This is a genomic window from Enterobacter cloacae complex sp. CARB60 (assembly GCF_036487345.1).
Lineage (GTDB): Bacteria > Pseudomonadota > Gammaproteobacteria > Enterobacterales > Enterobacteriaceae > Enterobacter > Enterobacter asburiae_D.
On sequence record NZ_JAZKLC010000002.1, the window covers coordinates 2440221 to 2466284 of the forward strand.

33 protein-coding genes and 1 pseudogene are annotated in these 26064 nt (G+C 55.4%); 16 read left to right on the forward strand and 18 right to left on the reverse strand.

The window, feature by feature from the left end; all coding sequences use genetic code 11:
* Nucleotides 1-60 precede the first annotated feature (60 nt).
* The 8 genes from V4835_RS12535 to V4835_RS12570 are packed head-to-tail and all read right to left on the reverse strand — an operon-like array spanning nucleotide 61 to nucleotide 5935.
* Nucleotides 61-588 (reverse strand): DUF3833 domain-containing protein, encoded by a 528-nt coding sequence (locus V4835_RS12535; protein ID WP_331412357.1) that lies wholly within the window; start codon nucleotides 586-588, stop codon nucleotides 61-63.
* Nucleotides 585-1109, reverse strand: a complete 525-nt coding sequence (locus V4835_RS12540) for a hypothetical protein (RefSeq protein WP_331412358.1) — start codon at nucleotides 1107-1109, stop codon at nucleotides 585-587. Before V4835_RS12540 ends, V4835_RS12535 begins: the two co-directional genes overlap by 4 nt.
* Nucleotides 1106-1591, reverse strand: coding sequence for a DUF2878 domain-containing protein (locus tag V4835_RS12545; protein WP_331412359.1), 486 nt, complete (start codon nucleotides 1589-1591; stop codon nucleotides 1106-1108). The genes V4835_RS12540 and V4835_RS12545 overlap by 4 nt, the downstream gene beginning before the upstream one ends.
* Nucleotides 1588-2808: a cyclopropane-fatty-acyl-phospholipid synthase family protein gene (locus V4835_RS12550; protein WP_331412360.1), complete on the reverse strand. Its 1221-nt coding sequence runs from the start codon at nucleotides 2806-2808 to the stop codon at nucleotides 1588-1590. Before V4835_RS12550 ends, V4835_RS12545 begins: the two co-directional genes overlap by 4 nt.
* Complete coding sequence (locus V4835_RS12555; protein ID WP_331412361.1) at nucleotides 2805-3527, reverse strand: DUF1365 domain-containing protein; 723 nt, start codon at nucleotides 3525-3527, stop codon at nucleotides 2805-2807. Before V4835_RS12555 ends, V4835_RS12550 begins: the two co-directional genes overlap by 4 nt.
* Nucleotide 3528: 1 nt before the next feature.
* Entirely contained in the window at nucleotides 3529-4788 is a 1260-nt protein-coding gene (locus V4835_RS12560) for an NAD(P)/FAD-dependent oxidoreductase (protein ID WP_331412362.1), read from the reverse strand.
* A complete protein-coding gene (locus V4835_RS12565) occupies nucleotides 4785-5504 on the reverse strand; it encodes an SDR family NAD(P)-dependent oxidoreductase (protein WP_331412363.1) in 720 nt (239 codons plus the stop codon). Before V4835_RS12565 ends, V4835_RS12560 begins: the two co-directional genes overlap by 4 nt.
* The gene (locus tag V4835_RS12570; RefSeq protein WP_331412364.1) at nucleotides 5501-5935 is read right to left on the reverse strand and encodes a nuclear transport factor 2 family protein; all 435 of its coding nucleotides are present in this window, start codon (nucleotides 5933-5935) and stop codon (nucleotides 5501-5503) included. The genes V4835_RS12565 and V4835_RS12570 overlap by 4 nt, the downstream gene beginning before the upstream one ends.
* Nucleotides 5936-6183: 248 nt before the next feature.
* On the opposite strand from V4835_RS12570, the gene V4835_RS12575 reads away from it, so the two are divergent.
* On the forward strand, nucleotides 6184-6390 hold the full coding sequence (locus tag V4835_RS12575) for a hypothetical protein (RefSeq protein ID WP_370733120.1): 207 nt from the start codon (nucleotides 6184-6186) through the stop codon (nucleotides 6388-6390).
* A 1-nt stretch (nucleotide 6391) separates the two neighbouring features.
* The gene (locus V4835_RS12580) at nucleotides 6392-7174 is read left to right on the forward strand and encodes a hypothetical protein (RefSeq protein ID WP_331412365.1); all 783 of its coding nucleotides are present in this window, start codon (nucleotides 6392-6394) and stop codon (nucleotides 7172-7174) included.
* Here V4835_RS12580 and V4835_RS12585 read toward each other — a convergent pair.
* The 4 genes from V4835_RS12585 to V4835_RS12600 form a co-directional block, all read right to left on the reverse strand.
* The gene (locus tag V4835_RS12585; RefSeq protein ID WP_331412366.1) at nucleotides 7155-7448 is read right to left on the reverse strand and encodes a GNAT family N-acetyltransferase; all 294 of its coding nucleotides are present in this window, start codon (nucleotides 7446-7448) and stop codon (nucleotides 7155-7157) included. The genes V4835_RS12580 and V4835_RS12585 overlap by 20 nt on opposite strands.
* Nucleotides 7449-7460: 12 nt before the next feature.
* Nucleotides 7461-7667 carry a hypothetical protein gene (locus tag V4835_RS12590; RefSeq protein WP_331412367.1) on the reverse strand — a complete coding sequence of 69 codons (207 nt, stop codon included), beginning with the start codon at nucleotides 7665-7667 and terminating at the stop codon, nucleotides 7461-7463.
* An 18-nt stretch (nucleotides 7668-7685) separates the two neighbouring features.
* Nucleotides 7686-8090, reverse strand: a complete 405-nt coding sequence (locus V4835_RS12595; protein WP_331412368.1) for a VOC family protein — start codon at nucleotides 8088-8090, stop codon at nucleotides 7686-7688.
* Nucleotides 8091-8159: 69 nt separating this feature from the next.
* The gene (locus V4835_RS12600) at nucleotides 8160-8498 is read right to left on the reverse strand and encodes a winged helix-turn-helix transcriptional regulator (RefSeq protein ID WP_063145711.1); all 339 of its coding nucleotides are present in this window, start codon (nucleotides 8496-8498) and stop codon (nucleotides 8160-8162) included.
* Nucleotides 8499-8588: 90 nt separating this feature from the next.
* Here V4835_RS12600 and V4835_RS12605 point away from each other — a divergent pair, with 90 nt between their 5' ends.
* Nucleotides 8589-9368, forward strand: a complete 780-nt coding sequence (locus V4835_RS12605; RefSeq protein ID WP_331412369.1) for an SDR family oxidoreductase — start codon at nucleotides 8589-8591, stop codon at nucleotides 9366-9368.
* Between the two features lie 51 nt (nucleotides 9369-9419).
* On the opposite strand, the gene V4835_RS12610 is transcribed toward V4835_RS12605, so the two are convergent.
* A complete protein-coding gene (locus V4835_RS12610) occupies nucleotides 9420-9998 on the reverse strand; it encodes a TetR/AcrR family transcriptional regulator (protein WP_331412370.1) in 579 nt (192 codons plus the stop codon).
* A gap of 103 nt (nucleotides 9999-10101) precedes the next feature.
* Here V4835_RS12610 and V4835_RS12615 point away from each other — a divergent pair, with 103 nt between their 5' ends.
* From V4835_RS12615 to V4835_RS12655, 8 genes and pseudogenes are all read left to right on the forward strand, one after another.
* On the forward strand, nucleotides 10102-10569 hold the full coding sequence (locus V4835_RS12615; RefSeq protein ID WP_331412371.1) for a nuclear transport factor 2 family protein: 468 nt from the start codon (nucleotides 10102-10104) through the stop codon (nucleotides 10567-10569).
* An 84-nt stretch (nucleotides 10570-10653) separates the two neighbouring features.
* Entirely contained in the window at nucleotides 10654-10968 is a 315-nt protein-coding gene (locus V4835_RS12620) for a PTS sugar transporter subunit IIB (protein ID WP_063145707.1), read from the forward strand.
* A 306-nt stretch (nucleotides 10969-11274) separates the two neighbouring features.
* A complete protein-coding gene (locus V4835_RS12625; RefSeq protein WP_063145706.1) occupies nucleotides 11275-11889 on the forward strand; it encodes a TetR/AcrR family transcriptional regulator in 615 nt (204 codons plus the stop codon).
* A gap of 74 nt (nucleotides 11890-11963) precedes the next feature.
* Nucleotides 11964-13073, forward strand: a complete 1110-nt coding sequence (locus V4835_RS12630; RefSeq protein ID WP_331412372.1) for an efflux RND transporter periplasmic adaptor subunit — start codon at nucleotides 11964-11966, stop codon at nucleotides 13071-13073.
* On the forward strand, nucleotides 13070-16159 hold the full coding sequence (locus tag V4835_RS12635) for an efflux RND transporter permease subunit (protein ID WP_331412373.1): 3090 nt from the start codon (nucleotides 13070-13072) through the stop codon (nucleotides 16157-16159). Before V4835_RS12630 ends, V4835_RS12635 begins: the two co-directional genes overlap by 4 nt.
* A 34-nt stretch (nucleotides 16160-16193) precedes the next feature.
* The gene (locus tag V4835_RS12640) at nucleotides 16194-16787 is read left to right on the forward strand and encodes a TetR/AcrR family transcriptional regulator (RefSeq protein WP_331412374.1); all 594 of its coding nucleotides are present in this window, start codon (nucleotides 16194-16196) and stop codon (nucleotides 16785-16787) included.
* Nucleotides 16788-16860: 73 nt separating this feature from the next.
* A complete protein-coding gene (locus V4835_RS12645; RefSeq protein ID WP_331412375.1) occupies nucleotides 16861-17460 on the forward strand; it encodes an NAD(P)H-dependent oxidoreductase in 600 nt (199 codons plus the stop codon).
* Between the two features lie 365 nt (nucleotides 17461-17825).
* Nucleotides 17826-18008: pseudogene (locus V4835_RS12655) on the forward strand (ISNCY family transposase); the annotation flags it as partial.
* Between the two features lie 17 nt (nucleotides 18009-18025).
* Here the strand turns inward: V4835_RS12655 and V4835_RS12660 are convergent.
* Nucleotides 18026-18391 (reverse strand): GNAT family N-acetyltransferase, encoded by a 366-nt coding sequence (locus V4835_RS12660; RefSeq protein ID WP_331412376.1) that lies wholly within the window; start codon nucleotides 18389-18391, stop codon nucleotides 18026-18028.
* A 551-nt stretch (nucleotides 18392-18942) separates the two neighbouring features.
* Between V4835_RS12660 and V4835_RS12665 the strand changes: the two genes are divergently transcribed.
* Nucleotides 18943-19485 carry a cysteine hydrolase family protein gene (locus V4835_RS12665; RefSeq protein ID WP_331412377.1) on the forward strand — a complete coding sequence of 181 codons (543 nt, stop codon included), beginning with the start codon at nucleotides 18943-18945 and terminating at the stop codon, nucleotides 19483-19485.
* A gap of 65 nt (nucleotides 19486-19550) precedes the next feature.
* Here V4835_RS12665 and V4835_RS12670 read toward each other — a convergent pair whose 3' ends face one another.
* Nucleotides 19551-20027: a WbuC family cupin fold metalloprotein gene (locus V4835_RS12670; RefSeq protein ID WP_014883727.1), complete on the reverse strand. Its 477-nt coding sequence runs from the start codon at nucleotides 20025-20027 to the stop codon at nucleotides 19551-19553.
* Nucleotides 20028-20295: 268 nt separating this feature from the next.
* On the opposite strand from V4835_RS12670, the gene V4835_RS12675 reads away from it, so the two are divergent.
* Nucleotides 20296-20766, forward strand: a complete 471-nt coding sequence (locus tag V4835_RS12675) for a hypothetical protein (protein WP_331412378.1) — start codon at nucleotides 20296-20298, stop codon at nucleotides 20764-20766.
* A 52-nt stretch (nucleotides 20767-20818) separates the two neighbouring features.
* On the opposite strand, the gene V4835_RS12680 is transcribed toward V4835_RS12675, so the two are convergent.
* Both V4835_RS12680 and V4835_RS12685 read right to left on the reverse strand, forming a co-directional pair.
* On the reverse strand, nucleotides 20819-21742 hold the full coding sequence (locus tag V4835_RS12680) for a LysR substrate-binding domain-containing protein (RefSeq protein WP_331412379.1): 924 nt from the start codon (nucleotides 21740-21742) through the stop codon (nucleotides 20819-20821).
* A 24-nt stretch (nucleotides 21743-21766) separates the two neighbouring features.
* Nucleotides 21767-22303: a MarR family winged helix-turn-helix transcriptional regulator gene (locus tag V4835_RS12685; RefSeq protein ID WP_331412380.1), complete on the reverse strand. Its 537-nt coding sequence runs from the start codon at nucleotides 22301-22303 to the stop codon at nucleotides 21767-21769.
* A 133-nt stretch (nucleotides 22304-22436) separates the two neighbouring features.
* On the opposite strand from V4835_RS12685, the gene V4835_RS12690 reads away from it, so the two are divergent.
* From V4835_RS12690 to V4835_RS12700, 3 genes are all read left to right on the forward strand, one after another.
* A complete protein-coding gene (locus tag V4835_RS12690; protein WP_331412381.1) occupies nucleotides 22437-23594 on the forward strand; it encodes an MFS transporter in 1158 nt (385 codons plus the stop codon).
* Between the two features lie 82 nt (nucleotides 23595-23676).
* The gene (locus V4835_RS12695; RefSeq protein WP_063145631.1) at nucleotides 23677-24114 is read left to right on the forward strand and encodes a VOC family protein; all 438 of its coding nucleotides are present in this window, start codon (nucleotides 23677-23679) and stop codon (nucleotides 24112-24114) included.
* A 259-nt stretch (nucleotides 24115-24373) separates the two neighbouring features.
* Nucleotides 24374-25312: an omptin family outer membrane protease gene (locus tag V4835_RS12700; protein WP_331412382.1), complete on the forward strand. Its 939-nt coding sequence runs from the start codon at nucleotides 24374-24376 to the stop codon at nucleotides 25310-25312.
* A 163-nt stretch (nucleotides 25313-25475) separates the two neighbouring features.
* Here V4835_RS12700 and V4835_RS12705 read toward each other — a convergent pair whose 3' ends face one another.
* Nucleotides 25476-25958 carry a glutathione peroxidase gene (locus V4835_RS12705; RefSeq protein ID WP_331412383.1) on the reverse strand — a complete coding sequence of 161 codons (483 nt, stop codon included), beginning with the start codon at nucleotides 25956-25958 and terminating at the stop codon, nucleotides 25476-25478.
* Nucleotides 25959-26064 lie beyond the last annotated feature (106 nt).

Below are 26064 nucleotides of genomic sequence, written 5' to 3' on the forward strand. Positions count from 1 at the left end.
TTCCCCCTCACCCTAACCCTCTCCCCAAAGGGGCGAGGGGATAGTTCGATGCTCGCATCATCACTCTTTACGGGTAAAGAACAGCGTTACCGTAGCGACGGTAACGCCCAGCTTCTTCATCTCGGTTTTGTTAAACAGATGGGTCTCATCCTGCAGGTACATCCAGTCGTCGAAGCTCAGTAGCCAGGTGCTGCCGTTGGCCGTCACGTTCATGCTGTAATGCCAGTTAAAGGCGTTGCCTGCAGCCTGTCCCGTGGCAACCCCTTCAATATCCCCTGCCGTTCCCTCGTAGCGATCGTTCCCCACGCGGCGAATATGCCAGACCCGCTGCTGCTTCTCGCCGTCGTCGTAGACAAAGTGCTCATTGAGCGTCAGCGTATCGCCGATAACCTCCCCGGCAATCTCAACGTGGAAACGGCGGATCTGCTTGCCGCTGCGATCCTGCACCATCCCCCACGCTTCGGTTTTGCCCTGGAAGTAGTGGAAGATATCCAGCCGCGGCTGCTGCTGGCGATATTCGTTCACCTCGGTGCTACAGCCCGCCAGCAGCATCGTGAATGCCAGCGCCATCATCAGGATACGTTTCATTTTTGGCCTCCGATTAACTGCTGACGCAGCTCAGGATATTGCGTGCGGGGATCGAGCCAGATGGCCAGAAAACGGGTGCTGAACGCTTCCGACTGGCGTGGTCCGAGTGGAATAAAGGTTTTGCGGGTAGCCGACTCGCGGTACCAGAACTGCCCCTGCTTATCGTTGAGAACAAACGCCAGCTGTGAGCCCGGTCGGACATCCGGCCACAGGGACTGGAGCATCCGCAGCCAGGCTTCGCTTTGCGGTTCCTGGGCCAGGATCCCCTGCGCCTGCCACTGGTCGCGGGTCGCCTCAACCAGTTCATCGCGATCGATGTCGCGCGCGTAGGTAATAATCAGCGCCTGATCCTGATTGTCCCGGCTGTAACGGCCATCCGGAGTGCGCAGCTGGGAGGTATAGACGGTGAAAGGTCCCCAGGTGAGCGTGGCGTCACCCACCTTCCGCCAGGCAAGCCAGTCGGCAGCCTGGGCAACAGGCACAACCAGCGTCAGCCAAAGCAGCAAAACCGCAGATCTCATTTTTGTCTCCCCATCAGCAGGTGGAAAAACAGCATCAACACCAGCCAGCCCGGCGCCATCCAGCTCACGACGATAAAGGTTGGCTCCAGAAACGTAATGCCCCCTAGCCGCTCGCCAAACAGGTAAGCCACCGGCCCCCCCACGGCGGCCAGCAGGGTCAACAGCCAGCCGGGTAGCGTGGTGGTGCGCGTCAGCTGCGTCCAGACCGTGGCGAACATCAGCCACAATGCCACCATCCATAACGGCATCAGGGACTCGCCCGTGAAGGCAATCAGCCCGGTCAGGGCCCAGAGCGCGTCCAGCAGGCTGCCCGCCGCAGCCAGCCCAATGGCGTAAAAACGGTACGCCGGCGGCAAGAGCAGGCACGCCATGATCGCCAGCGCGAGCCAGACAATCAGGCCCTGTTCGCGAAAGAGCACCACCAGCGCCCAGTAAAGATCGAACGCGACGGCCAGCAGAAAGACCTGAACGTAACGTCTCATACGCGCTCGGCGGTCAGCTGCACCACGCTGATGGTGCGAGCGTTAAACCCGGCCTCGCAGTAGCCGAAGTAGTACAGCCACATGCGGCGGAACCGTTCGTCGAAGCCGAGCTTTTCAATCTCCTGCCAGGCGTGGACAAAGCGCTGCCGCCAGTGGGCCAGCGTGCGGGCGTAGTCCGGCCCCATGTCGAAGAGATTGCGCACCACGAAATCGGTGTGGCGCGTCATCAGCTCGTTCATCGCCGTAATGCTCGGCAAGAAGCCGCCGGGAAAAATGTAGCGCTGGATAAAATCGACGCTTTTGCTGTAGTCGCGATAGCGCTGGTCCTGAATAGTGATGGCCTGAATCGCCATCCGTCCTCCGGGGCGCAGCCGCGACTGGCAGGTACGGAAGAACGTCGGCAGATAGCGTTGCCCGACGGCCTCAATCATCTCTATCGAGACCAGCTTGTCGTACTGTCCGGTGAGGTCGCGATAGTCGCAGAGCAGGACCTCAACGCGATCCTGCAACCCGGCGCGGGCGATCCGCTCGGTCGCCCAGATATATTGCTCCTGCGACAGCGTGGTGGTCGTTACCCGACAGCCATAATGACGGGCGGCGTATTCCGCCATCGCGCCCCAGCCGGTGCCAATTTCCAGCAGGTGGTCACCCGGGCTTAGCGCGAGCTGGTCGCACAGGCGCGCCATTTTGGCCTGCTGAGCCGCCGTCAGATCCTGCTCGTCTGCGGTAAACAGCGCGCTGGAATAGAGCAGCTCTTTATCCAGAAAATGGGCATAGAAGGTATTGCCCAGATCGTAATGGGCGGCAATATTTTCGCGCGCCTGCACGCGGGAGTTACGCCGCGTCCAGTGGCGCAGCCGCTCCAGCGGCCTGCCGAGCAGGCGGAACCCATTTTCCAGACGACCAAGCACCTCGCCGTTGAGCGCCAGCAGTTCCAGAAGCGGCGTAAGCTGCGCGGTTTCCCATTCGCCGTCCATCCAGGCTTCTGCCGCAGCAAGGCTTCCGCCCGTTAAGACGCGCCAGTAGACGCCGGGCGTGAGGATTTGAACGTCGGCATGCAGCGCGGTGGATGTCTCGCCAAAATGAAAGGTCTGTGCCCCTTCACGCAGCGTGAGCGAGCCGCCGCGGATGCCGCCTAACAGACGAAACAGCAGCCATCGCGCGATGCGGACGTTGCGCGGGATATCGGGTTCTAACGCAAAGACGGGATCGGTCATGAGCGTTCACTCCTGCTGACGGGGTGGTTATACAGCGGCACGCGCTTGAGCCACAGGCGCAGCGCCTGCCAGTAAATGGCAAAAAAGGTTTTCAGTGTCATGAGCGGGATGCGCAGCAACAGCGAGCGCAGCGCGGGGCGCGTTAAAGGCGCACGACGCAGCGCGAGCGTGGCGTCAAACACCTTCGCTTCCTGATGATTTTCAATGTGCATATGCAGCGTGTTGTCCGGGTCGTTAAAGCGCCAGTGATAGATCATGTCCATCGGGTTGAAGGGGGAAACGTGAAACGCTTTTTCGGTAGGCTGCGCATCCTGTCCGTTGACGGCATAGTAATGACGTTCATTCCACGGCGTGTTGCGAACCTCCGCCAGCACCCAGCGCAGCGTTCCCTTCCCGTCGTAGCAGTAGTAAAAGTTGACCGGATTGAAATGAAAGCCGAAATAGCGCAGCTGCGTCAGGAGCATGACCCGCCCGTTCGGACGTTCTCCGGTCAGGCTCTCCAGCCTGCTCAGCACGTTCTCTTTGAGCGGCGTGCCGAGCGGATAGTCCGCATCGTGGAACGAGGCGGCGGCAAAGCGATTGCGCCGCACGCCGACGGACGACAGCAGAGGCAGTTCATCCAGATCCAGCCAGGCCATAAAGACGCTGTAGCTGAATTCGTGGGTTTTCGGCTGGAGGCGGCGGTGGCGTAAGACGCCGTGATAGAGGCAGCTGTTCATCTCAGTTCCCCTCTCCGGCCGCTATCGCATTGACCACGTCCAGCGCGCTGCGCACGCCATCTTCATGAAAACCGTTGTACCAGTAGGCCCCGCAGTACCAGCTCCGCTGGTGGCCATTGATCTCGCCGCGCCGCGCCTGCGCCCGCCAGCTTTGCGGGTTAAACAGCGGGTGTTCATAGACAAAGCGTTGCAGAACGAAACGTTCATCTACCGGCGCGTCCGGATTCAGGGTGACGCAGAACAGCGGACTGCCCGCAGGCAGCCCCTGCAGGATGTTCATGTTGTAGGTAACGCAGGCGCTGGCCTGTTCCTGAGCGCTCAGGCGATAGTTCCAGCTGGCCCACGCCCGCTGCCGCACCGGCAGCCAGCGCGGATCGCTGTGTAAAACGACCTCGTTGCGCTGCCAGCCGATATCGCCCAGCACCTCGCGCTCCGCGGGCGTTGGGTCATCAAGCATCGCCAGCGCGCTGGCGGAGTGGCAGGCAAAAATCACCCGATCGAAGGTATGGCTGCCGTTTTCAAGCTCAAGGGTAACCCCGTGCTCGTGGCGGCTCACGCGCTGCACCGGTGAATTAAGATGCAGATTCAGACGGTCACCCAGCTTGTCGAGCATGGCGCGGATATACTCCCGCGAGCCGCCCGGCACCACGTACCACTGCGGGCGCTGGGTGATATCCAGCAGGCCGTGGTGGTGGAAGAAGCGCAAAAAGAGCGGCAGCGGGAAACGCTTCATCTCCTGCAGCGACGATGACCAGATGGCGGCCCCCATCGGCAGAATGTAGTGTTGCGCGAAAAACGGCGTGAAGCCGTGCTGGTCCAGAAACGTCTGCAGCGTGGCGTTCGGATCCACCTCCCCGTCCAGCGCCTGTTTCGCCAGGCGATTGAAGCGGACGATATCCCCGAGCAGCCGCCAGAATGCCGGATTCACCAGGTTTCGACGCTGGGCAAACAGCGACGTCAGGGTGTGTCCGTTGTACTCCAGCCCTGTCGCCGGGTTGTGCACCGAAAAGCTCATCTGCGTTTTTTGCCCGCTGATGCCCAGCTCGCTGAGCAGGCCCATAAAGCGCGGATAGGTGCGGTCGTTGTAGACGATAAACCCGGTATCGATCGCGTATGTGCCCTGTGGCGTCGTCACGTCAACCGTTGCGGTATGGCCGCCGGGCGTGGCGCCCGCTTCAAACAGGGTCACCTGATGGTGTCCGGCCAGGCGCCAGGCGCAGGTCAGCCCGGCGATGCCGCTGCCGATAATCGCAATGTTCATGAACGCACCATCCTGCGCAGCAGCGCGCGCTGAAGAAACGCGGGCAGCCCGGAGAGCAACCGCAAAATAAAGCCGAACCCGTCAGGAAACGCGATATGCATTTTCCCTGCCGCCAGCCCGGTACGGATCGCCCTAACCGCGTCGTCGACACTCACCCTGCCCGGCATGGCAAAATCGTTTTTGCGCGTCAGGGGCGTATCAACAAAGCCCGGAGAGACAACCGTCACGGCAATCCCTTTTGGCTCCCAGTCCAGCCGCAGGCTCTCGGCAAACCAGCTCAGCGCCGCTTTGGACGCGCCGTAGGCCTCAGCCCGAGGGAAAGGCAGCCAGTGGGCCATGGAACTCACCAGCACCACGCGGTTGCCAGCCGCCAGCTGCGACTGCAGCGCGTCCAGGCAGTTCACCGGGCCGAGGAAATTTGTCGCCATAACCCGCTCCACCAGCGCCGCATCCACCACGCCCTGCTCGAGGTATTCGCAGGTACCGGCGCAGAGAATAATCAGATCGGCGTAGCTGCCGGTCAGCGCCTGGCGACAGGCGTCCCTGTCTGTCATATCGAACAGGCGAACGGTGAGATTGGGGCAGGTCTGATGCAGCGCTTCAAGACGCGCCGGATCGCGTCCGCAGGCAATCACGTGGTAGCCGTCAGCGGCATAGGATTTCGCCAGCCCGGCACCGATGCCCGAGCTTGCCCCGGTAATCAGCACCGTCTTCATGATTTGACCCTCCGCTTCACGCCGCGCACCGCCCAGCCAAGCAGAGGAAGATGTTCGTAGATCATCTCTCCCGCATCGTAGTAGTCGCGCTGGTGCGTGATGAGATCGTTTTCGGTGTGCACCACTGAACACCCCGGCAGTTCGAGCGGCTCTCCCCCGCCAATGCGCGGGTGCGACCAGTGCATTACCCAGGTGACAACAAACCGGCTACCGCTGCACAGCGGCGAATCGATGGTAAAACGGCAATGCTCGACGTTGGCCAGCAGATGGGTGAAATAGCGCTGAAGCGCGAAAATCCCGTCATGCTCGCCAAACGGATCGACAAGCGAGGCATTTGAATGGTAAAGCCCCACCAGCGCGGACGGCGGCTGGCTATCCAGTGCGGCGTAGTACTCAACAAACCGACTCACGACAGAGGGCAAAGTGCTCATGGGTCACATCCTGGCTGTAAACAACGTGGCGTAATCGCATAATTAAAACTTACACAATTAACGTTATTTGTCCAAGTTTGTGACGATCTATTTTTTATTTTGGCTATATATCAATGATTTAAAGTCATGCAAAAGAGTGGGTTTTATAGGCCTGGTAAGGCGAAGCCGCCGCCCGGCTTTCACTTTCAGGTTATCCTTAAGGCAAACTTGCCGGTCTTCTTCCAGGCTTATCCCTTTTATTCATAAGGATGTCTGCCGTGAAACGCTTCTTTTTCTCCCTTTTCTCCAGCCCCGAATCTTTGCTCCAGGTGATGAGTCAGCAGGAAATCATTGAAGCCGTCGAAGATGGCGATCGCATCATTATCGACCAGGACGGAAACGCCTCGGTGAACTACAAAAGCAACGAGGTGCGGCAGGATTTTCTGCGTCACGTCAACACGCTGAAGAGGGCCTGATATGGGAACGGCGATATTTATGGTGCTGATGGTATGCGGGTACTGGTATACCAGTCGCGACCTGTCGACCCGCTTTAAAATCAAGCGCTCATTTGGCTGGGACGTCTATTTCCTTGTGGCGCTGTACGGCTGTATTTTCGTTCTGCAGGGCGTGATTGCCACCGGTCTGCTCTGGCTGCTCCTGCTTACCCTTTCTGCCGCCAACAACGCTTTTCACTTTGCCTCACCAAAATATACCGACTGGCAAATCGACTTTATGAACTGGAGCTTTTTAGGCATTCAGGCGCCGGTGGTCGTGATGCTGGCGTTTGCCATCCTGTTTTGCCTCTACCGCTCTAACTGGGCAGGCAGCGCCAGGCTGGACGGTGAAAGCCGGAAAAAGCTCTACAAACGTCTGGCGCAGTCGAGCGGTATCGAACAACTGCTGTACCAGTGTATGGAGCAAGGCGAACTGGCGCAGGTTACGCTCCGTTCCAGGCGGATTTACGTCGGCATGATCCACACCGCGACGCTGGAATATGAAAAAACGGCCAATATCGTGCTGATCCCGATGTTAAGCGGGTACAGAGACGCGAAGACGATGAACTTTCGCATCGAGAATAATTACAGCAAGTGGTATGCAGAGCATGACATCACGCTCGACTCTGAACCCCGCAGCGCCATGTCATTCCGGAAGGTGATTTTACTCAATCAGATCGAAAGCATCTCACTGTTCGACCCCGCCAGCGCCAGCGCGCTGTCGCTGGCACAGCATGACGCGCATTCTAAAGAGGCATCCCCATAATCCTGATTATGCTCTGCTGTGAAGCAGTTTCGAAAAGGACGTTCTTAACGCAGAGCATGCCCTGCTTCTGGTAGAACCGGTACGCGCCCGCGTTCTGCTCAAGCACCTCCAGCCAGAGATAGTCTTTCCCCAGGCTCCGGGCCATGTCGATGATGTGGTTGAACATCACCTGACCATAGTTCTTGCTGGTCTCGGCGGGATCGAGGTAGAGCTTGTTGAGGAGAACGCCCTGCTTATCCGTTTCCGGGATCCTGGCTTCCCAGGTCACTTTCATGAATCCCACCGGTCAATCGGTCTCGGCAACATACCAGGAAACAGCGTTATCTTTCAGGCTCCGTTCAACTACAGAAAGCGCGTACTCGCCGTGCAGAAAATCCTTCATTTCTGTCTCTGACACCCACAGATGCTGAAAATGGGCGGGATAGATGCGGTATCCCAGCTCGGTTAAGAGCTCTGAATCGGCCGCAGTGGCCTGTCGAATTCGAAGAGACATGAAAAGTATCCCAGGTAATCACCCGCGTTGGGCATTTTGATAAAGGTCCCAGCGGTTGCCGTAAATATCTTCAAACACCACCACCGTACCGTACTCTTCCTCACGGGGTTCTTCGCAGAAATGAACGCCTTTGTCTTTCATTGCATGATAATCGCGCCAAAAATCATCCGTCTGAAGGAACAGGAAAACTCTGCCGCCGCATTGATTGCCGATAAAGCTTTCCTGCCTCTCGTTAGATGCACGAGCCAGCAAAATATTGCAGTCGCTTTCCGGATTGGGTGAGACGACCACCCAGCGTTTACCCGGTTGAGGGGTATCTTCTACGAGGGTAAAACCCAGCTTGTCTGTGTAGTATTCAATGGCACGATCGTAGTCATCAACCACAATGGCCACGCAGCCCAGGCATCTTTTCTGTGTTCTCATTTTTTCGTTTCCTTTGCATAAATGGGTGACGGATAACGCCATCCCATTGAAGCATGCTGGCCGCCGGGTTTACAGGCTTGCGTAAGCCTCACGTTTTTCTGCCCATTTCAGCATGGCATCAAGCGCCGGGCATAGTGCCTGCCCCCATTCGGTGAGTCGATATTCCACTTTTGGTGGCACCTGAGGGTAGACCATCCGCGAAACGATACCGTCGGACTCGAGTTGTCGAAGTTGCTGCGCCAGCATCTTCTGGGAAATACCGGGGATCAGTTTTTCGAAATCAGAGTAGCGCTGCACTTTCCCGTCGAAAAGATGAAAAAGAATAATTAATTTCCAGCGGCCTTCCAGCAGCCGTAATACTTGCTCCACGCCGCTTGCAGCAGATTCGGGACTATATAACTTACTCATAATTTAGTAACTCACTTTTTCGTGCGTACTTGTCAATTTATCAGTCTATGTTGAATATACCTGTACTGTAAATAACGGGAGTGAAAGGCCATGTCATTAGACATTAATTTTAAAGGCAAACGCGTGCTTGTTACCGCTGGCACGAAAGGGCTCGGAAAAGCAGTCGTCGGACTTTTAAAACAACTCGACGCAACGGTATTTACCACGGCGCGCCACGAGCCGGACGTAAATATCGCGGATACTTTCGTAGCCGCTGACCTTACTACCGTCGCTGGATGTGCCTCAGTCGCATCCGCGGTTCAGGAACAGATGGGAGGTGTCGACGTAATTATCCATGTTGCAGGCGGTTCAACCTCACCCGGTGGCGGTTTTGCTGCGCTTGGCGAGGAGGAGTGGCAGCAGGAGCTCAATCTTAATTTGTTGTCTGCAGTACGCTTAGATCGCGCCCTGCTTCCCGGAATGCTCGCGCAGGGAAACGGGGTGATTATTCACGTGACGTCTATTCAACGCGAACTGCCGTTACCGGAATCAACAACGGGTTATGCGGCGGCTAAAGCAGCCCTCTCAACCTACAGTAAAAGTCTTTCAAAGGAAGTCTCGCCGAAGGGGGTTCGGGTGGTGCGCGTCGCACCCGGCTGGATCGAAACTGAAGCTGCGGTTGCACTGGCGGAGAGGCTGGCAAAGCAGGCAGGAACAGACTACGAAGGCGGCAAACAGATCATTATGAAGGCGTTGGGTGGAATACCACTCGGACGCCCAGCCAGGCCGATTGAGGTGGCCAACCTCATCGTTTTCCTCGCTTCATCGCATGCTGCGAGTATCACAGGTACTGAATTTGTGATTGATGGCGGCACCATTCCGACAGTGTAATGCGGGTGCTTAATCGGCCCGGCGCCAGGGCTGATTCATCACAGGGGAATATCACCGACAGGTCAGCTTCTCTATGCCCGTTTTTAACGCATTTATGACCGTTTCTGAATCCATGCCCATTTGTGCATGAATAATTGCGCCGTCGATGAGCAGCATGATTTCATTGACGACGCGCGCATCCGCGATCTTCGTCAGAGATGCAATTACTTTCTTTGTTTCGCCTTTATGATTTCGGCATATCGCTTTTATTTCGCTTTCAATATCTTCCGATTTTGCCTCTGCGCTGGCATTAATAAACGCGCAGCCGTGGAACTCGGGCGAAATAAACCATTCGTAAAGCGTTGCAGGTATCGCATCAGAAGGTACTTTACCTTCGACGAGATGTCGATGCAGCGTGGACTCAAACCAGTCAATCCATATTTCATGCCGATAGTGCAAATAGGCGAGAATAAGTAAACTTTTGCTCGGGAAATGGCGATAGAAAGTCACCTTGGTGACTTTCGACGCTTTAATCAGCGTATCCACGCCCGTCGCCCTGAAGCCTGTGGAATAAAACAGATCGTGCGCCGTAAATAATATCTTATCTCTGACGCTGATTTTTGTATCGTTACCTGCAGGTTCTGTTTTCACTTTTGGGTAGCCTCAAAACGGATGTTGACAGCGTTATTTTACAGGCATAGATTACCGCATGTAGACAGACCTGTCTACATCATATAACGCAGAGGTAATCGCAATGAACGCACGCCCTCCTTTACCGCCCTTCACCCGTGAAAGCGCCATCGAAAAAGTCAGACTGGCAGAAGATGGATGGAACAGCCGCGACCCGGCGAAAGTCGCGCTGGCCTATACGCTGGATACCCTGTGGCGCAACCGCGCAGAGTTCGCCACCAACCGTGAAGAGGCGCAGGCGTTTCTGGAGCGGAAATGGAAAAAAGAGCTGGACTATCGTCTGATTAAAGAGCTCTGGGCGTTTACGGATAACCGCATCGCCGTTCGCTATGCCTATGAATGGCATGATGATTCCGGCAACTGGTTCCGCTCTTACGGCAATGAAAACTGGGAGTTTGAGCCGGACGGACTGATGAAGCGCCGCTTTGCCTGCGTAAACGATATGCCGATAAAAGCCTCTGAGCGACTGTTCCACTGGCCGCTGGGCAGACGCCCGGACGATCATCCCTCACTGAGCGATCTGGGGTTATAGTTTTGTCACCAAAATAAGAGATAGCGCGCATTTCGGTGACAACCTCAGGACTACGCTAGGAGCGGTTTTCAGGAGGAACAAAATATGAAAAAGCTTCTGATATGTTGTTTGTTCGGTAATACCGCAAACTCTCTTGCAAAAAAAATGCAGTCCCTGGCAGAACATGAAGGCTATCCGCTGATGATTAGCGCCGTTGGGCTGGATAACTTCGCCAGCGTCGCCCCCGCTTTCGACGGTTTTCTTATCGCGCCGCACATTCAGTACAAACTCGATGAGATAAAAGAAACGGTGGGTAATACGCGTTCGATCGCTATTATTGAGAGCCTGCCCTATGCGTCCCTGGACGCGAAGAAAGTGTTGAGTTTCGTGAAGGAGCAGATGCCTGAACTGGCTGCCTGATAGATAAGGCCGCATCGGTTTTGCGGCCTCCACTCACCCGCCGTTCAAAACGCGGCTTTCCTCGACATTCTGATCATATTGCGTCCACGCTCGGCTTAAGCAAAACGGCTCTGTTCAGCGCAAGGAAGTTGCGCTGAAATCCTCGCTTATCGCAGACAGATAGATGCCATAGTGCACGAAAAACAGTGATACACTTACCCCACCTGGTTGATCGTCCCGTCTGAAGGGCTCATGATAAATGGCGGTAACTAAAGTACGAAATGGTCACTCGTTGTTAATCGTAGCCCGTCACGCTAAGCTTAAATAATGACTAAAAATATGAACCCCCCATCAGCACGTGGTCCACTTGACCACGCTGTCAGAGAGCAAATCGTCGAAGCCGCTTTTGAGCACTTCGGTCACTACGGCTATGAAAAAACCACCGTCGCCGAACTGGCTAAATCCATCGGTTTTTCAAAGTCCTACATTTATAAGTTTTTCGATTCCAAACAGGCTATCGGCGAAGTGATCTGCGCTAACCGCCTGGAGCTGATCATGGCGGCGGTGCTTTCCGCCATCAAGGATGCCCCGTCAGCAAGCGAAAGATTACGCCGCCTTTTCAAGGCGCTCACCGAAGCGGGGAGCGAGCTGTTTTTCCACGACCGTAAGCTTTACGACATTGCCGCCGTCGCCGCACGCGAGCAGTGGCCGTCGACAGAACGGTATTCAGAAAGCCTGATGAAGCTGATTGAGAGCATCATCATCGAAGGCAGGCAGGCCGGAGAGTTTGAGAGAAAAACGCCGCTGGATGAGGTTACACAGGCTATCCATATGGTGATGTGTCCTTACATTAACCCCGTTCAGCTGCAGTACAACCTCGAAATGGCCCCTACCGCGGCGGTGCTTCTCTCATCAATGATTTTAAGAAGCCTGGCCCCCTAATTTGTGACCATTGACATTTTTGGTCACTAGCCAGAGAATGCGGATACCGTCCTGTTACGTCAAAAAGGTTTCCCATGCTCAGGCTCACTTCAGCCCGCGTTGCCGTTTGTCTCCTGCCGTTTGCCCTCGTGGCGTGCGGCGATATTTCCGCGAGTGACGATCCGCGCACAAAGCCACCGCTCGTCAGATCCACATCCGTCGAGCTTGCGAACAATACCGCCCGCGCCTTCACCGGCGTAGTGGTCGCAAGAACGCAAAGCGATTTGGGTTTCAGGGTTCAGGGAAAAATCCTTGAGCGACTGGTTGATACGGGGCAAACCGTCAAACAGGGTCAGCCCTTGCTGCGCCTGGATCCGGTTGACCTGAAATTACAGGCCCAGGCGCAGCAGCGTGCGGTGGATGCTGCCCAGGCGCGCGCGCGAAAAGCCTCCAGCGATGAGGCGCGCTATCGCGGTCTTGTGGCGTCCGGCGCCGTATCGGCCTCGGAGTATGACCAGATCAAAGCGGCAGCCGATACGGCCAGAGCCGATCTCAGCGCCGCCCGGGCGCAGGCCAGCGTGGCGCAAAACGCCACGGGCTATGCCGTACTGTTGGCGGATTCAGACGGCGTGGTCATGGAGACGCTCGCCGAGCCGGGCCAGGTCGTCAGTGCCGGACAGGTGACGATCAGGCTCGCCAGAGCGGGACAGCGTGAAGCGCTCGTGCAGCTTCCGGAAACGCTGCGCCCTGCCGTCGGCAGCGAAGCGCAGGCCACACTTTATGGCAATGAAGAACACCCGGTCACCGCAACGCTGCGGCTGCTGTCTGACTCGGCCGATGCCGCGACCCGCACGTATGAAGCCCGCTACGTGCTGGATGGCCTGCTGGCGAACGCGCCGCTGGGGGCGACCGTCACGCTGAATATTCAGAACAATAAAGCGGAAGGTCAGGTCATGCAGGTCCCGCTGGCTTCACTCTATGATGCAGGAAAAGGTCCGGGCGTCTGGCGCATTTCCGCCCAGCCGGCAAAGGTTGCATGGACGCCCGTCAAGGTGCTGAGCGTGGGTGAAGATGCGGTGCAGGTCACGGGCGGGGTGAAGCCCGGTGAGAAGATTGTTGCGTTAGGCGCACATCTTCTGCACGAAGGTGAGGTCGTCAGGCTTGCTAAACAACGCAATGCCGCCCTGGCGGAGAACACACCATGAGCGGAAGCCGCTTCAACCTGTCAGCGCTGGCCGTCCGCGAACGTTCCATCACGTTGTTTCTGATCGTTCTGGTCACGATTGCCGGAATCTACGCCTTCTTTGGGCTCGGGCGCGCGGAGGATCCGCCCTTCACGGTAAAGCAAATGACGGTGATAACCGTCTGGCCGGGTGCCACCGCGCAGGAGATCCAGGATCAGGTCGCCGAACCGCTCGAAAAGCGCCTGCAGGAACTCAAATGGTATGACCGTACCGAAACCTATACCCGCCCCGGCATGGCGTTTATCACGTTGTCATTGCAGGACAAAACCCCGCCTGCCGAAGTGCAGGAGGAGTTCTATCAGGCGCGTAAGAAGCTTGGGGATGAATCGCAGCGTCTTCCGGCGGGCGTCATCGGCCCGATGATCAATGACGAATTCTCCGATGTTACCTTTGCCCTCTTTGCCCTGAAAGCGAAAGGCGAACCGCAGCGGCAGCTGGTACGTGATGCCGAAGGCCTGCGCCAGCAGCTTCTGCACGTTCCCGGCGTGAAGAAAGTGAACATTATCGGCGAACAGGCCGAGCGGATTTATATCTCCTTCTCCCATGACCGTCTGGCGACGATCGGGCTCTCACCGCAGGATATTTTCAATGCCCTCAACAGCCAGAACGCGCTAGCCGCGGCGGGTTCCATTGAGACCCGAGGCGCGCAAATTTTTATCCGCCTGGACGGCGCGTTCGATGAGTTGCAGAAAATTCGCGATACGCCATTTGTGGCTCAGGGCAAAACGCTAAAGCTGTCCGATGTGGCGACGGTTGAACGGGGCTACGAAGATCCCCCGACGATGCTGATACGTAATCAGCATGAACCCGCCCTTCTGCTGGGCATCGTGATGCGCGAAGGCTGGAACGGCCTGGCGCTGGGTAAAGCGCTGGATGCAGAAACGGCAAAAATAAATGATAGCCTGCCGCTCGGCATGTCCCTGACCAAGGTCACCGACCAGTCCGTGAATATTCGCTCGTCGGTCGATGAGTTTATGATTAAATTCTTCGTCGCCCTGCTTGTGGTCATGGTGGTTTGTTTTGTCAGCATGGGCTGGCGAGTGGGGGTGGTGGTTGCGGCGGCGGTCCCGCTGACGCTGGCGGTCGTTTTCGTGGTGATGGAAGCCGCGGGAATAAACTTTGACCGCGTGACGCTGGGCTCCCTGATCCTCGCCCTCGGCCTGCTGGTGGATGATGCCATTATCGCCATCGAAATGATGGTGGTTAAGATGGAAGAAGGTTATGACAAAATCAAAGCCTCGGCCTTTGCCTGGAGCCATACCGCCGCACCCATGCTGGCCGGTACCCTGGTGACGGCCATTGGCTTTATGCCGAATGGTTTTGCCCAGTCGACCGCCGGGGAATACACCAGCAATATGTTCTGGATTGTCGGCCTCGCCCTGATTGCGTCGTGGTTTGTCGCGGTGGTGTTCACGCCCTATCTTGGGGTGAAGATCCTGCCGGCGATCCCCAAAGTAGAAGGAGGTCATGCCGCCATCTATAACACGCCTCGCTATAACCGTTTTCGCCAGCTGCTTGCCCGCGTTATCGCCAGAAAATGGCGGGTAGCCGGGTCGGTGGTCGCCATTTTCATCGTGGCCGTGCTCGGAATGAGTCTGGTAAAAAAACAATTTTTCCCGACCTCCGATCGCCCGGAAGTCCTGGTTGAGGTGCAGATGCCCTACGGTACCTCGATAGAGCAAACCAGCGCCGCAGCGGCAAAAATAGAAGCGTGGCTTGGCCAGCAGCCTGAAGCCAAAATCGTCACTGCTTATATTGGTCAGGGTTCGCCCCGCTTTTATCTGGCGATGGCGCCTGAACTGCCCGACCCGTCTTTTGCGAAAATCGTGATCCTGACGGACAGCGAGACGTCACGCGAGGCGCTCAAGCTCCGGCTGAGAGAAGCGGTCGCCAACGGCCTGGCGCCCGAAGCACGCGTGCGGGTGACGCAGCTGGTGTTTGGCCCCTACTCGCCCTTCCCGGTTGCCTGGCGCGTGACGGGTCCGGATGTCGAACAGGTGCATGACATCGCTGATAGGGTGAAAGCCGTGCTCCAGGCAAGCCCGTTGATGCGAACCGTCAACACCGACTGGGGGTCACGCGTTCCCGTCTTGCATTTCACCCTCGATCAAAACCGCCTGCAGGCAACCGGATTAACCTCCAGTGCCGTTGCCGAGCAGCTTCAGTTCCTGCTCTCTGGCGTGCCCGTCACCTCCGTGCGGGAAGATATTCGCTCGGTAGAGGTGGTTGGCCGCGCGGCGGGAGATATCCGTCTTGATCCGGCAAAAATAGAGGGCTTTACCCTTGTCGGCAATGCGGGACAGCGCGTTCCGCTGTCTCAAATCGGCAAAATTGAGATCGGCATGGAAGATCCGATCCTGCGTCGTCGCGATCGCACGCCGACGATAACCGTTCGGGGCGATATCGCTGACAATCTTCAGCCACCGGATGTGTCGGTCGCCATCATGAAGCAGCTCCAGCCGATTGTTGATGCGCTGCCGGCCGGGTACCGTATCGACATGGCGGGTTCGATTGAGGAATCAGGCAAAGCCACGCAGGCAATGATCCCGCTGTTCCCGATCATGATTGCCCTGACGCTGCTGATCATCATTTTGCAGGTGCGCTCAATCTCGGCGATGGTGATGGTGTTCTTAACCGCGCCGCTGGGGCTGATTGGCGTGGTGCCCGTGCTGTTGATTTTCAATCAGCCGTTTGGCATCAACGCGCTGGTCGGTTTGATCGCCCTTTCCGGCATTCTGATGCGCAATACGCTGATCCTGATCGGTCAAATCGATCATAACCAGAAGGAGGGTCTCGAGCCGTTCCAGGCGGTGGTTGAAGCGACGGTCCAGCGCGCCCGCCCGGTCCTTCTGACCGCCATGGCCGCCGTGCTGGCGTTCATTCCCCTGACGCATTCGGTGTTCTGGGGCACGCTGGCCTACACGCTGATAGGCGGAACGCTGGGCGGAACCATCATCACGCTCGTTTTCCTGCCCGCGATGTATGCAATCTGGTTCCGGATCCGCCCAGCGGAACAACGCGTGCAGCACCCCGCAGAAAACGTGTAAACTACCATGAGTAGATAACACATCTGAGGAAAGCATGGTTGTTAAGCGCTTAAGAAAAGAGGACCGCCGCGTGCAGCTGCTGGAGGTTGCACGCGGAATCGTTCGTCAGCAAGGCACGGAGGCGTTGACGCTTGGCTACCTGGCCGAGCGGGCCAACGTGACCAAACCTATCCCCTACGACCACTTTGGCGATCGAGAAGGATTGCTGATGGCGCTGTACCAGGACTATAGCGATCGGCAGCTGGCGAAATTCCGCGAGACGCTGGCGGTCGACAGCAAAACGCTGGAGAAGACGATTCGCTTTTTCAGCGCCGCCTACATCGACTGCGCCATTACCGCCGGGCCTGAAACCGGGCCGATCGCGGCGGCGCTGTCCGGTTCCCACGCGTTGCAGACGTTTCGTGAGGCATGCGTGGCCGAATGTGCCGACTGCCTGCGTACCGCGCTTTCCCCTTTTATCACGCTGAAAGGCGTTCAGGGAGAAGCAGCGCTGACGGCCATCATTGGCGCGGCGGACGCACTCAGCACCGCAGCAGGCAACGGCGTGCTCGCCCGGAATGTTGCGGAAGATACGCTCAGCGGCGTCATGACCGGCGTGCTGGAGACCTACGTGAATAGCACAAAATGATCGCTCGGGGCGGATTGACACCCAAGTTACCAACAGTAATATAGACGTCAATTCTCACCCATTCGAGGTCGCTATGTCTGCTACAAATGCCATTAATAACGCACTGATCCTGACGGCTCACCCTGTCGACAATTCATTATCCCATTCACTGGCTGCCCGCATTGCCGGGAAATTACGCGAGCAAGGTACGCAGGTTGAGATTGCCGATCTGCATGCTGAAGGGTTTAACCCGGCCATGTCTCGTGCCGACCTTGATTTGTATCACGGCGATCCGAGCGCCCTTCCCGACGATATTCTGCGCGAGCAGCAGCGCGTCGAGCAAGCAGATATGCTGGTGTTTGTCTTCCCGGTGTACTGGTGGTCGGTCCCCGCGCTGTTGAAAGGCTGGTTCGATCGCGTATTAACCCTGAACTGGGCGTATAAGGTGGCCGAGGATGGCCGGATCGTGGGCAACTTACGTGATATTCCCGTCCGCCTGATTGCCACCGGCGGCAGCGATCTCAGCGGATTCGACAAACACGGCTATTCGACGGCGATTCAGACGCAGATTATCGAAGGGGTATTTGGCTTCTGCGGGTTGAAGAACGTTAAGCTCGATATCCTTTACGAGGCAGACACGGCGACGCCTGAGCAGGTTGAGGTGTTTCTGCAAAGCCTCGGCAATATTAAATAATATCAGCCTGTGAACTTCATATAACCCAGGCGCAACGCTAACGTTGTGTAGCACCAATATTATAATGTCACTTTTTGCGACATATAAGGATAAAACCTTTGCTGAAACAAGGATATCCGGATACTGGTGACTATGTCAGATAAAGAATTAAACCGCGTTAACGTCATTCAGGCGGTCTGTGAAAAGCGGCTCAGACGGCGTGATGCAGGCGCACCAGGACTGGCTCACGGCCACAGGGGAAAGCCCGGCAATCATTGTCCATTGTCTGCCTGACTCCTTTAAACTTCATGTGCTGGCTCTGATGCGTCAATATTACCCCGACTTCAGTCCGACACTGGCGGCTGAAAAACTCCGGGAACGGCACGCGCCTCGGGACGGTGCTGAAACTGGCACAGGACAAAATGGACGAGCTGGAGCGTCAGGATAAGCGCAGCCGGAGTAAATCCATGCCAAAACGCTGTGCTCATGCCAGAATTCAGGAACAGCTGATAGCCATCTATCCCGTATTAGCCAATCCGGAAGAATTCAGATCCAGTCTGGTAAAATAGAACGGACATCCCGGCCTTCATTTAGCACTACTAACGCAGGTGGCAGGGCGGTAGAAAATGATTTCAGGGTCACCTTCATCAAGGTTGTCTATGTAACCGCTTGGTCTGAAGCCCAACCTGACAAACAACTCCTGCATTTGCCTGTTCGACATGTTGGCGGAACCGAACAATTTCGAGTCGGTGATGGCTGAGTCGAAATGTCTAATAATTGCGGTGCCTAACCCCTGGTTACGATATTCTACCCCTACCATCACCATCTCAATAAAAGGCTGGTCAAAGAAATGGCGCGTTAGTACGCCGTAAGCGACCACCCGATTATTTACCTCTGCAACACAACAGCACGCCGACCCGAGCCAGTAACGAATTTGGTCACGTCGCGCCATGCTATCTGCGGCAACTGAGTCGATGGCGCAAAGCGCCTCATAGTCATCAATACTAGCTGAACGTACGCACACGATCTCATCTTCTCTATAGTAGCCAACTACAATTGTTGTCAGGGTCCGAAGTACGCTTTCTGAAACTTAATCGCAATAAACTGTTTTTTCATTATGTTTCGGAACTCCCTTTTTGTCCTTGACCATCATAATAAAGAGTTGAAGACAGCTCTCCAAAGAAGAAAAGATGACATTTCTTCTTTGTGGAATCAGGTGACATTTTAAACTTGCAATAACACGTTGCACCTACTGATGTTGGTGTATTGAAGAGAATCTCTCACCAGGGCTATAACTGGACGCGATAGTTACGCTAACAGCGAAATAAACAAAGGTAATTGCATGTATCAGTCATTTCAGCCAACAACCACGCTCACCACCACCGGAACCTTCGGCGGCGTGGGCGTATCTGTAGCAAACGACTGACAGACAGAACCTCAACCCCCGCCAGTCTGGACGGGGAAACAACTCTCCGTTCACCACCCTCTGAATGGAGAAAGAAAATGGATTCATCTGACAATGCGCTCTTAATTATCGACATGCAGCAGGGCCTCTTCCGGGGCCCAGTTTCCCCCAGTTCCGCCGATGCCGTTCTGGCAAATATCCGTTTGTTGATAACCAACGCGCGGCACGCGCAGGTGCCCATCTTTTTTGCCCGCCATATCGGGCCAGACGACTCCCCCTTCTCAGAGAAGGGTCCCTTAACACAGCTGATCCCCGAGCTGGACGTGAAGGACCATGATGTTGTTTTCACAAAGCGCTATCCCAGCTGTTTTCGGGATACCGAATTGCTGCGTGAACTTAATCAGAGAGGCATTAAACAGCTGGTCATTGCCGGGATGAAAACAGAATTTTGTGTCGATACCACCTGCCGGGCCGCACCGGAGCTGGGTTTCAGGACGGTATTGATTTCAGATGCGCATACCACAATGGATAATGCACATTTATCCGCCAATGACATCATTGCGCATCACAACAGCACCCTGGCCGGTCCGTTCGTTACGCTGTCGACTGCCGGCGACTGGCATTTTAATACGGTCAGTTGAGTTGGCGGGATCGTCTCTCTCTTTTCCGGCGCGCCTTTTCGCGCGCCGGGCACATGAGAAAATAATTACAGCGTAAAACCACCGTCACCCACCTGTGCCTGGGCGTACCATTTCATCAGCTCCGCGCTGCCGGGCGCGTTCTCAGCCGGTGACCATGGGGCGGTATCGTGCTCAGGTACAGGCTGGTAGCCGCCGTGTTTTACCTCAAAAATGACGCCGCCTTTATCCAGCGACAGCACGGCATGCCAGGTACCGGCATCCATCTCCAGCACCTTGCAGTCTTCACCTAACACCACGCGCTGGGTCACGTTACCGCTGTCATCAAAATTCAGCACCAGAAAGCGACCGCTCAGAGCGGTTAGCAGTTCAAACGTGTGCGGGTGGCGATGGGGGCGAACATAGGTACCAGGCTCCATCGCGATGGCCAGGCGCTGCACCGGGTCGCTCAGCTCAGGATGTAAATTGCGATGCGCGCGTAAGCGAGGAGAATTGGCAGCCTGCTCGCTTTGTTGCTGCAGGTCACTGAACGTAATTTGTTTCATATACACCTTTGTGAATGGAATCAGCGGACGGCAACCCGATTGCCGCAAGACGTTATACCATTCTGAACGGTCGATGAGCGATGGCATTTGTGAAACAAATCGCAGCAACGTGAGGATGTGCGTGATTGCACTCCAGGGCGCAACGTTGAGTAAAACTCACTTTGATTTCCACTATTTATCGTTTTCCAAAAGTGACGCCTCTGAAATACCATCCATTCATCCCTGGGATAGAAAAAAATAAATAATACCAAGCTTGTATGGAGCACCTATGACACTCGATGTTTTATTCCATGTAATGAATATTATCTCGCCTCATAAATTTAGCGCCCAAGCAAATGCGCATGAGTTGATAACGTTACTTTCAACAGAAAAGGAAAGCTCAGAGGCGCTATCACCTTTTATCCACCGACTGCACCTCCTCTCTTTCGCCCAAAGTAATTCAGCTAACGCCGAAGAGTTGCTCTCAGCGCATTTACCAAAAGAAGATGGGCTCCTTCCGCTGCTTGACTTTGCGGATTGGCCAAAGGTGCGTTACGCCGCCTCAGGCGAAGCTCAGACGCGTGAATCGGAGGAGTATTTCCGTGAAATGACGTCGGCTGCCAATCTGTTACGCGCTGCGCTGATCGATGCTGAACGCGCAAAAGGGACGCCTGCGCTTTATATTCTGGATAAATTACTTAACCTGAACAGCGCCCTGCCGGAAAGATATAAAAAGATGGCGAATATACCCTACGCATAAAATTATTCAGCAGGCAGGATATCCCGTACGGAATATCCTGCTTTTATATTGATTAAACCCGTTTCTCATCGTAATCGAGACAAACAATATCCTGAGAGGGAAAAACCGGCGTATGGAGCTGAAGCCAGGCCATCAGGCGTTCGATACTCTCTCTTCTGAGCGAATTTTTCGGCCAGACAAGATAGTAGCCTTCGCCGGTTGCGATTGCCTCCCTGAAAGGCAGTGCGAGAAGCCCACTCTCAAGCGCTTCAAGCGTAAGACGAAGATCGGCCATAGCAACACCATGCCCGTTCATGGCGGCACGGCTTCCCTGTTCCAGGGTGTCGAACACTATCCCTCGGCTCACGTCGAGTCCGGGGAATAACCCCGTTCTTTTCAGCCAGCGCTTCCAGTCCCGTCTGTCCGGCGAGGGATGAATAAGATCGCACTGCGCAAGCTGATGCCGGGCAGAATCAAGCAAAGACGGGGTACAAACGGGAATGAGCCATTCACTGAAAAGCAGCCTGCTCTCTGTTGAGTCTCCGAAATAGCCGTTGCCGAGCAGGATCGCACAATCGTAGGGCTCACGGCTGAAGTCAACGGAATCAATGTCCATCCAGACGCTGGCTATCTCAACTTGAGGTTTTGCATGGTTATCACGAAAGATTTTCAGAACGTCAAGAAGCCACCGCATCGTCAGGGAGCTGGGGGCTTTGAGGCGCAGAAGGTGGTTTTCACTTTTGAATGCGCGACAGGCCCACTCGATGCTGGTGAAACTTTCGCTCAAATGTACGGCCAGAACGCGTCCGGCATCGCTGACCTCCACTCTTGGCCCTTGACGCTTAAAGAGCTCACAGTCGAACCACATTTCAAGCGTCCGGACATGCCTGCTGACCGCGCCAGGCGTGATATTCAGTGCTTCAGCCGCTTTGCTGAAGGAGTTAAGCCGCGCGGCAACTTCAAAAGCGCGAAGCGCATACAGTGGCGGTAAAGACATACATTCCCTTTCTGTGAGGTTTAACTATGCAGTGTTTGTATTATCGGCACTCGGTGACTTATCGCCCAGGTCCTCGGGCGGAAACGTCAACAGCAGCTCCCTGAGCAGGGACTCAAGCTGCGCGCGCTGCGCGTCAGACAAGCTGCAAAGCAGCGCATTTTGCGTTTGCGTATGCACGACCAGCGCCTGTTCGATACGCTCCTGACCGTGCGGTGTCAGGCTTACGAGGGTGCTGCGCTTATCATCCGGATCGGCAATTCGCCTGATAAGCCCTTGCTGCTCGAGATGGCTGAGCCGGTTCGTCATCGCCCCTGAGGTGATCAGCAGCGATTTATACAGCTGCGTGGGGGAAAGGCAGTACGGCTCACCGGCGCGGCGCAGCGTGGCGAGCACGTCAAACTCGCCCTCGCGAAAGCCAAACGGCGCCATGGCCTGCGCCCGTTTTTTTCCCAGATGCTTCATCAGCCGGAGCATTCGGCCAAAAATTTTCATCGACGAGGCGTCCAGCTCCGGCATCGCACGGCTCCACTGGTCGACAACGAAGTCTACATGGTCTTTCATTTTCACCCCTGATGGCGTGGGTATTTATCCTGTTGTGCGGTACATCTTACGCAAAAACAGATTTTATCTTAACGTTAAGATAAATGCTCGCGGCAATTTGCCCGGGCCATTCACAACCGAAAAGGATCTCCTGTTGAAACGCACGTCGCCTTTACTCTTCGCCGTTATCGCTTTTATCGTCGGGCTGAACCTGCGCCCTATTCTGGCTTCTGTCGGACCGTTGTTTTCCGTGCTGCAGCGCGAAGCGGGGCTGACCGCTACGCAATTCAGCCTGCTGACCACCCTGCCGGTCGCGATGATGGGGCTGGCCGCCTTATGTGGCCCCTGGCTTTTAGCCAGAGTCGGCGCCGTACGGGGAATTATGTTCGGGCTCTTCATCCTGTTTGTGGCCTGCTTGTTACGCGGTTTTAGCGCCTCACCGCAGAGTCTTATGGGCACCGCGTTACTGGGCGGGGCCAGCATAGGCACGATCCAGGCGTTAATGCCGGCCCTGATTAAAAAGGAATATACGCAGACGGCCAGCACGGTAATGTCTCTATTTAGTACGGGCATTATGGCCGGTGCGGCAGTCGCCGCCGCCAGCGCCGAGCCGTTGTTTTCATGGCTCACGCTGAAGCCCGCGCTGGCAATGGCTGGAGGGCTAGCGCTGCTGGCGCTGATACTGTGGTTGACTCTGGTTAAGCATCCTCGCGAGGAAAAAACAGCACACGAAACCGTTACGCTCTCTTCCTCACGTACCGCCCTACTGTTGCTCTTTTTCGGCGTAGGAACGGGAGCCTACACGCTGGTATTGGCCTGGCTGCCCCCGCTCTATATTCAGGCGGGATGGTCCGCACGCAGCAGCGGCTACATGCTGGCCTGGCTGACGTTAACCGAGGTTGTCGCAGGGTTTGCCGTCTCCGCGCTGATCGGTAAATTCCCCGACCGTCGCGTGCCGCTGATCGCCGTATTGTTGCTGCTGCTGGCGGGATTACTATGTCTGGTCTTTTCGCCGGGTACGACGCCGGTGTTATCCACGCTGCTGCTTGGTATCGGGATCGGCGCCCTCTTCCCGCTGTCGCTCATCGTCACGTTCGATCATGCGCGAACGCCCGCGCAGGCCGGGAAGTTACTGTCTAAAGTTCAGGGAGGGGGATACCTGATCGCCGCGCTTATGCCGTTAATTGCGGGGATCGTTCGCGACAGTTCAGTCTCGCTGACCAGCGCATGGCTGATCATGAGTGCGGGAGTCGTGCTGCTGATCGTCATCGCGCTGAATTTTAAGCCCGTCGTGGACGTGCAGGCACGATGAATGCGATACCAGAATTGAGAGTCGTATTTCAGCCGGTCGTAAGATAAATTCAGGGTGAACTTCACCTTATTCAGGAGTGGATATGTCGCAGACCTTACCGGAAATTGATGTCTTATTTGTCGCCGGGTTCGGGCCCATTTCGCGGGATACGGAGTCCAGCACCGCGTTTTATGTCCAGACGCTCGGCCTTCCGCTGAAGCCGATGGAGGGGAATACCGATTATCTGCTCGCTGAAGAGGGCCAGCTGGAAGGCGTGAAGCATTTTGCCGTCTGGCCGCTCGCACAGGCGGCTACGTCCTGCTTTGGAGAAGAAATGTGGCCGGTTGAGCACCCGATACCGCAGGGATGGGTTGAGTACGAGGTGCAGGATCTCGACTCGGCCACCCGCGTTCTGAGTGAAAAAGGCTATCGGCTGCTGGTAGCTAACCGTATGGAACCGTGGGGGCAAACCGTCACTCGCCTGCTCAGCCCGGAAGGCTTGCTTACCGGACTGACGATTACGCCGTGGCTGCGGGGGTAAAGGGAATTAGTTTGTGACGCCGGTTACATACGCGTATACACAGTGAATAACGACGTATTATCCGCAGCCGACTGTTATTACGCACCAAACCAGTAATTATTTATATATCAGAGGCAGCCTCTTTCAGGCTGCCCAAAGTTAAATATCGCTCCTTATGTCAAATAATAATAAATTACCAAAACTAGCAGTTGATTCTCATTTTTATGGCTTTTAAAATTTCCCCGCAACTCATTTATTAATTTTATTTAGGGAAATAAAAATGACAAGAAATATCGTTGCGGGAATGATGATGGCCGCGTTTTCAGGGGCAGTATATGCAGGATCAACACCCTTCACACCGGATTTTTCACCGGAAAGTTTAACGGTTTCAGCCTCTGCCGGGATGCTAAGCGGAAAATCCCATGAAATGGTTTATGATGAAGTCACAGGAAGAAAAATTAGCCAACTGGATTGGAAAATAAAAAATGTCGCCATTCTTAAAGGCGATATTTCCTGGGATGCTTACTCCTTTTTGACATTAAACGCGCGCGGCTGGACGTCCATGGCATCAGGTTCAGGTCATATGGATGACTATGACTGGATGAACGCAAAACAATCCTCCTGGACAGACCATTCAAGCCATCCTGCCACGAACGTTAACTACGCCAATGAATACGATCTCAACCTAAAAGGGTGGATCTTCCAGGGCGATAATTATAAAGCGGGCGTAACCGCAGGTTATCAGGAAACGCGCTTCAGTTGGACCGCAACCGGTGGTACTTATAATTATGATAACGGCGCCTATCAGGGGAACTTCCCGGCAGGCGAACGCGGTATTGGTTATAGCCAGCGTTTTTCCATGCCCTACATCGGCCTTGCAGGGCAGTACCGTTTTAATGACTTTGAATTTAATGCCCTGTTCAAATTCAGTGACTGGGTCCGTGCACATGATAACGACGAACACTACATGCGCGATCTGACTTTCCGCGAGAAGACAACAGACTCCCGCTATTACGGCGCGTCTGTTGATGCCGGGTATTACGTCACTCCGCACGCCAAAGTTTTTGCTGAATTTACCTATAGCAGTTATGAAGAAGGTAAAGGCGGTACGCAGATTATTGATACCAATACTGGTGACTCAGGCTCTATTGGTGGGGATGCGGCAGGTATTTCTAACCGTAACTATACCATTACGGCGGGTCTGCAATACCGCTTCTAATCCAGGCGAAACGCAGTCGAATGTAAAAATTGGCCACGCCCCTTACGGGCTTAAGGCCCCTCAGAAACATCATTATTCCATCATAATGATGTTTCTGTTGGAACACGCAGTCGAATGGGTTTTCGGCAGCGTCTAAAGGAGAAAGGTTTGAATAGCCGGGACCTTACCTTTCCAGTGCCGCAAGAATTGCAGGGTCCATTTTCTCTGGCGTGGTCATCGGCGCAAAACGCTTGAGTGGTTTACCGTCGCGTCCGATCAGAAACTTAGTAAAGTTCCACTTGATCCGCCCACCCAGCACGCCGGGCAATTCGTTTTTCAGATAACGAAACAGCGGGTGCGCTGCGCTACCGTTAACCTCGACCTTCTCGAACATCGGGAAGCTCACGCCGTAGTTGATGTAACAGGTTTTCGAGATTTCGTCGGCGCCGCCGGGTTCCTGTTTACCGAACTGGTTACAGGGGAAGCCCAGCACCACTAACCCTTGATCGGCGTATTTCTTGTATAGCGCTTCAAGGCCACCGTACTGTGGCGTGAAGCCGCACTGGCTGGCGGTATTAACGACCAAAACCACCTTTCCCGCATAGTCGGCCATAGAGATAAGCTGCCCGTCCAGACGGGTGGCGGTAAGTTGATAAAAGCGAGTCATACTGAAATCCTCAAAGCAGGCCGAAAAGTCGCGGTGACCATCAACCGGGCCGCCACCGTGTAGAAAGTTTACATTCAAGCAGGCTATTTGTGATACATTCCTGGCG

Coding starts and splice junctions, on each gene's coding strand:
- V4835_RS12685 (WP_331412380.1), bottom strand. CDS start 22,303: ATGAAAGACCATGTAGACTTCGTTGTCGACCAGTGGAGCCGTGCGATG.
- V4835_RS12660 (WP_331412376.1), bottom strand. CDS start 18,391: ATGGCGCGACGTGACCAAATTCGTTACTGGCTCGGGTCGGCGTGCTGT.
- V4835_RS12600 (WP_063145711.1), bottom strand. CDS start 8,498: ATGAGTAAGTTATATAGTCCCGAATCTGCTGCAAGCGGCGTGGAGCAA.
- V4835_RS12630 (WP_331412372.1), top strand. CDS start 11,964: ATGCTCAGGCTCACTTCAGCCCGCGTTGCCGTTTGTCTCCTGCCGTTT.
- V4835_RS12575 (WP_370733120.1), top strand. CDS start 6,184: ATGTCTGCCGTGAAACGCTTCTTTTTCTCCCTTTTCTCCAGCCCCGAA.
- V4835_RS12665 (WP_331412377.1), top strand. CDS start 18,943: ATGGATTCATCTGACAATGCGCTCTTAATTATCGACATGCAGCAGGGC.
- V4835_RS12695 (WP_063145631.1), top strand. CDS start 23,677: ATGTCGCAGACCTTACCGGAAATTGATGTCTTATTTGTCGCCGGGTTC.
- V4835_RS12535 (WP_331412357.1), bottom strand. CDS start 588: ATGAAACGTATCCTGATGATGGCGCTGGCATTCACGATGCTGCTGGCG.
- V4835_RS12700 (WP_331412382.1), top strand. CDS start 24,374: ATGACAAGAAATATCGTTGCGGGAATGATGATGGCCGCGTTTTCAGGG.
- V4835_RS12545 (WP_331412359.1), bottom strand. CDS start 1,591: ATGAGACGTTACGTTCAGGTCTTTCTGCTGGCCGTCGCGTTCGATCTT.
- V4835_RS12640 (WP_331412374.1), top strand. CDS start 16,194: ATGGTTGTTAAGCGCTTAAGAAAAGAGGACCGCCGCGTGCAGCTGCTG.
- V4835_RS12555 (WP_331412361.1), bottom strand. CDS start 3,527: ATGAACAGCTGCCTCTATCACGGCGTCTTACGCCACCGCCGCCTCCAG.
- V4835_RS12675 (WP_331412378.1), top strand. CDS start 20,296: ATGACACTCGATGTTTTATTCCATGTAATGAATATTATCTCGCCTCAT.
- V4835_RS12550 (WP_331412360.1), bottom strand. CDS start 2,808: ATGACCGATCCCGTCTTTGCGTTAGAACCCGATATCCCGCGCAACGTC.
- V4835_RS12560 (WP_331412362.1), bottom strand. CDS start 4,788: ATGAACATTGCGATTATCGGCAGCGGCATCGCCGGGCTGACCTGCGCC.
- V4835_RS12635 (WP_331412373.1), top strand. CDS start 13,070: ATGAGCGGAAGCCGCTTCAACCTGTCAGCGCTGGCCGTCCGCGAACGT.
- V4835_RS12680 (WP_331412379.1), bottom strand. CDS start 21,742: ATGTCTTTACCGCCACTGTATGCGCTTCGCGCTTTTGAAGTTGCCGCG.
- V4835_RS12590 (WP_331412367.1), bottom strand. CDS start 7,667: ATGTCTCTTCGAATTCGACAGGCCACTGCGGCCGATTCAGAGCTCTTA.
- V4835_RS12645 (WP_331412375.1), top strand. CDS start 16,861: ATGTCTGCTACAAATGCCATTAATAACGCACTGATCCTGACGGCTCAC.
- V4835_RS12670 (WP_014883727.1), bottom strand. CDS start 20,027: ATGAAACAAATTACGTTCAGTGACCTGCAGCAACAAAGCGAGCAGGCT.
- V4835_RS12595 (WP_331412368.1), bottom strand. CDS start 8,090: ATGAGAACACAGAAAAGATGCCTGGGCTGCGTGGCCATTGTGGTTGAT.
- V4835_RS12615 (WP_331412371.1), top strand. CDS start 10,102: ATGAACGCACGCCCTCCTTTACCGCCCTTCACCCGTGAAAGCGCCATC.
- V4835_RS12620 (WP_063145707.1), top strand. CDS start 10,654: ATGAAAAAGCTTCTGATATGTTGTTTGTTCGGTAATACCGCAAACTCT.
- V4835_RS12585 (WP_331412366.1), bottom strand. CDS start 7,448: ATGAAAGTGACCTGGGAAGCCAGGATCCCGGAAACGGATAAGCAGGGC.
- V4835_RS12570 (WP_331412364.1), bottom strand. CDS start 5,935: ATGAGCACTTTGCCCTCTGTCGTGAGTCGGTTTGTTGAGTACTACGCC.
- V4835_RS12580 (WP_331412365.1), top strand. CDS start 6,392: ATGGGAACGGCGATATTTATGGTGCTGATGGTATGCGGGTACTGGTAT.
- V4835_RS12625 (WP_063145706.1), top strand. CDS start 11,275: ATGACTAAAAATATGAACCCCCCATCAGCACGTGGTCCACTTGACCAC.
- V4835_RS12605 (WP_331412369.1), top strand. CDS start 8,589: ATGTCATTAGACATTAATTTTAAAGGCAAACGCGTGCTTGTTACCGCT.
- V4835_RS12540 (WP_331412358.1), bottom strand. CDS start 1,109: ATGAGATCTGCGGTTTTGCTGCTTTGGCTGACGCTGGTTGTGCCTGTT.
- V4835_RS12565 (WP_331412363.1), bottom strand. CDS start 5,504: ATGAAGACGGTGCTGATTACCGGGGCAAGCTCGGGCATCGGTGCCGGG.
- V4835_RS12705 (WP_331412383.1), bottom strand. CDS start 25,958: ATGACTCGCTTTTATCAACTTACCGCCACCCGTCTGGACGGGCAGCTT.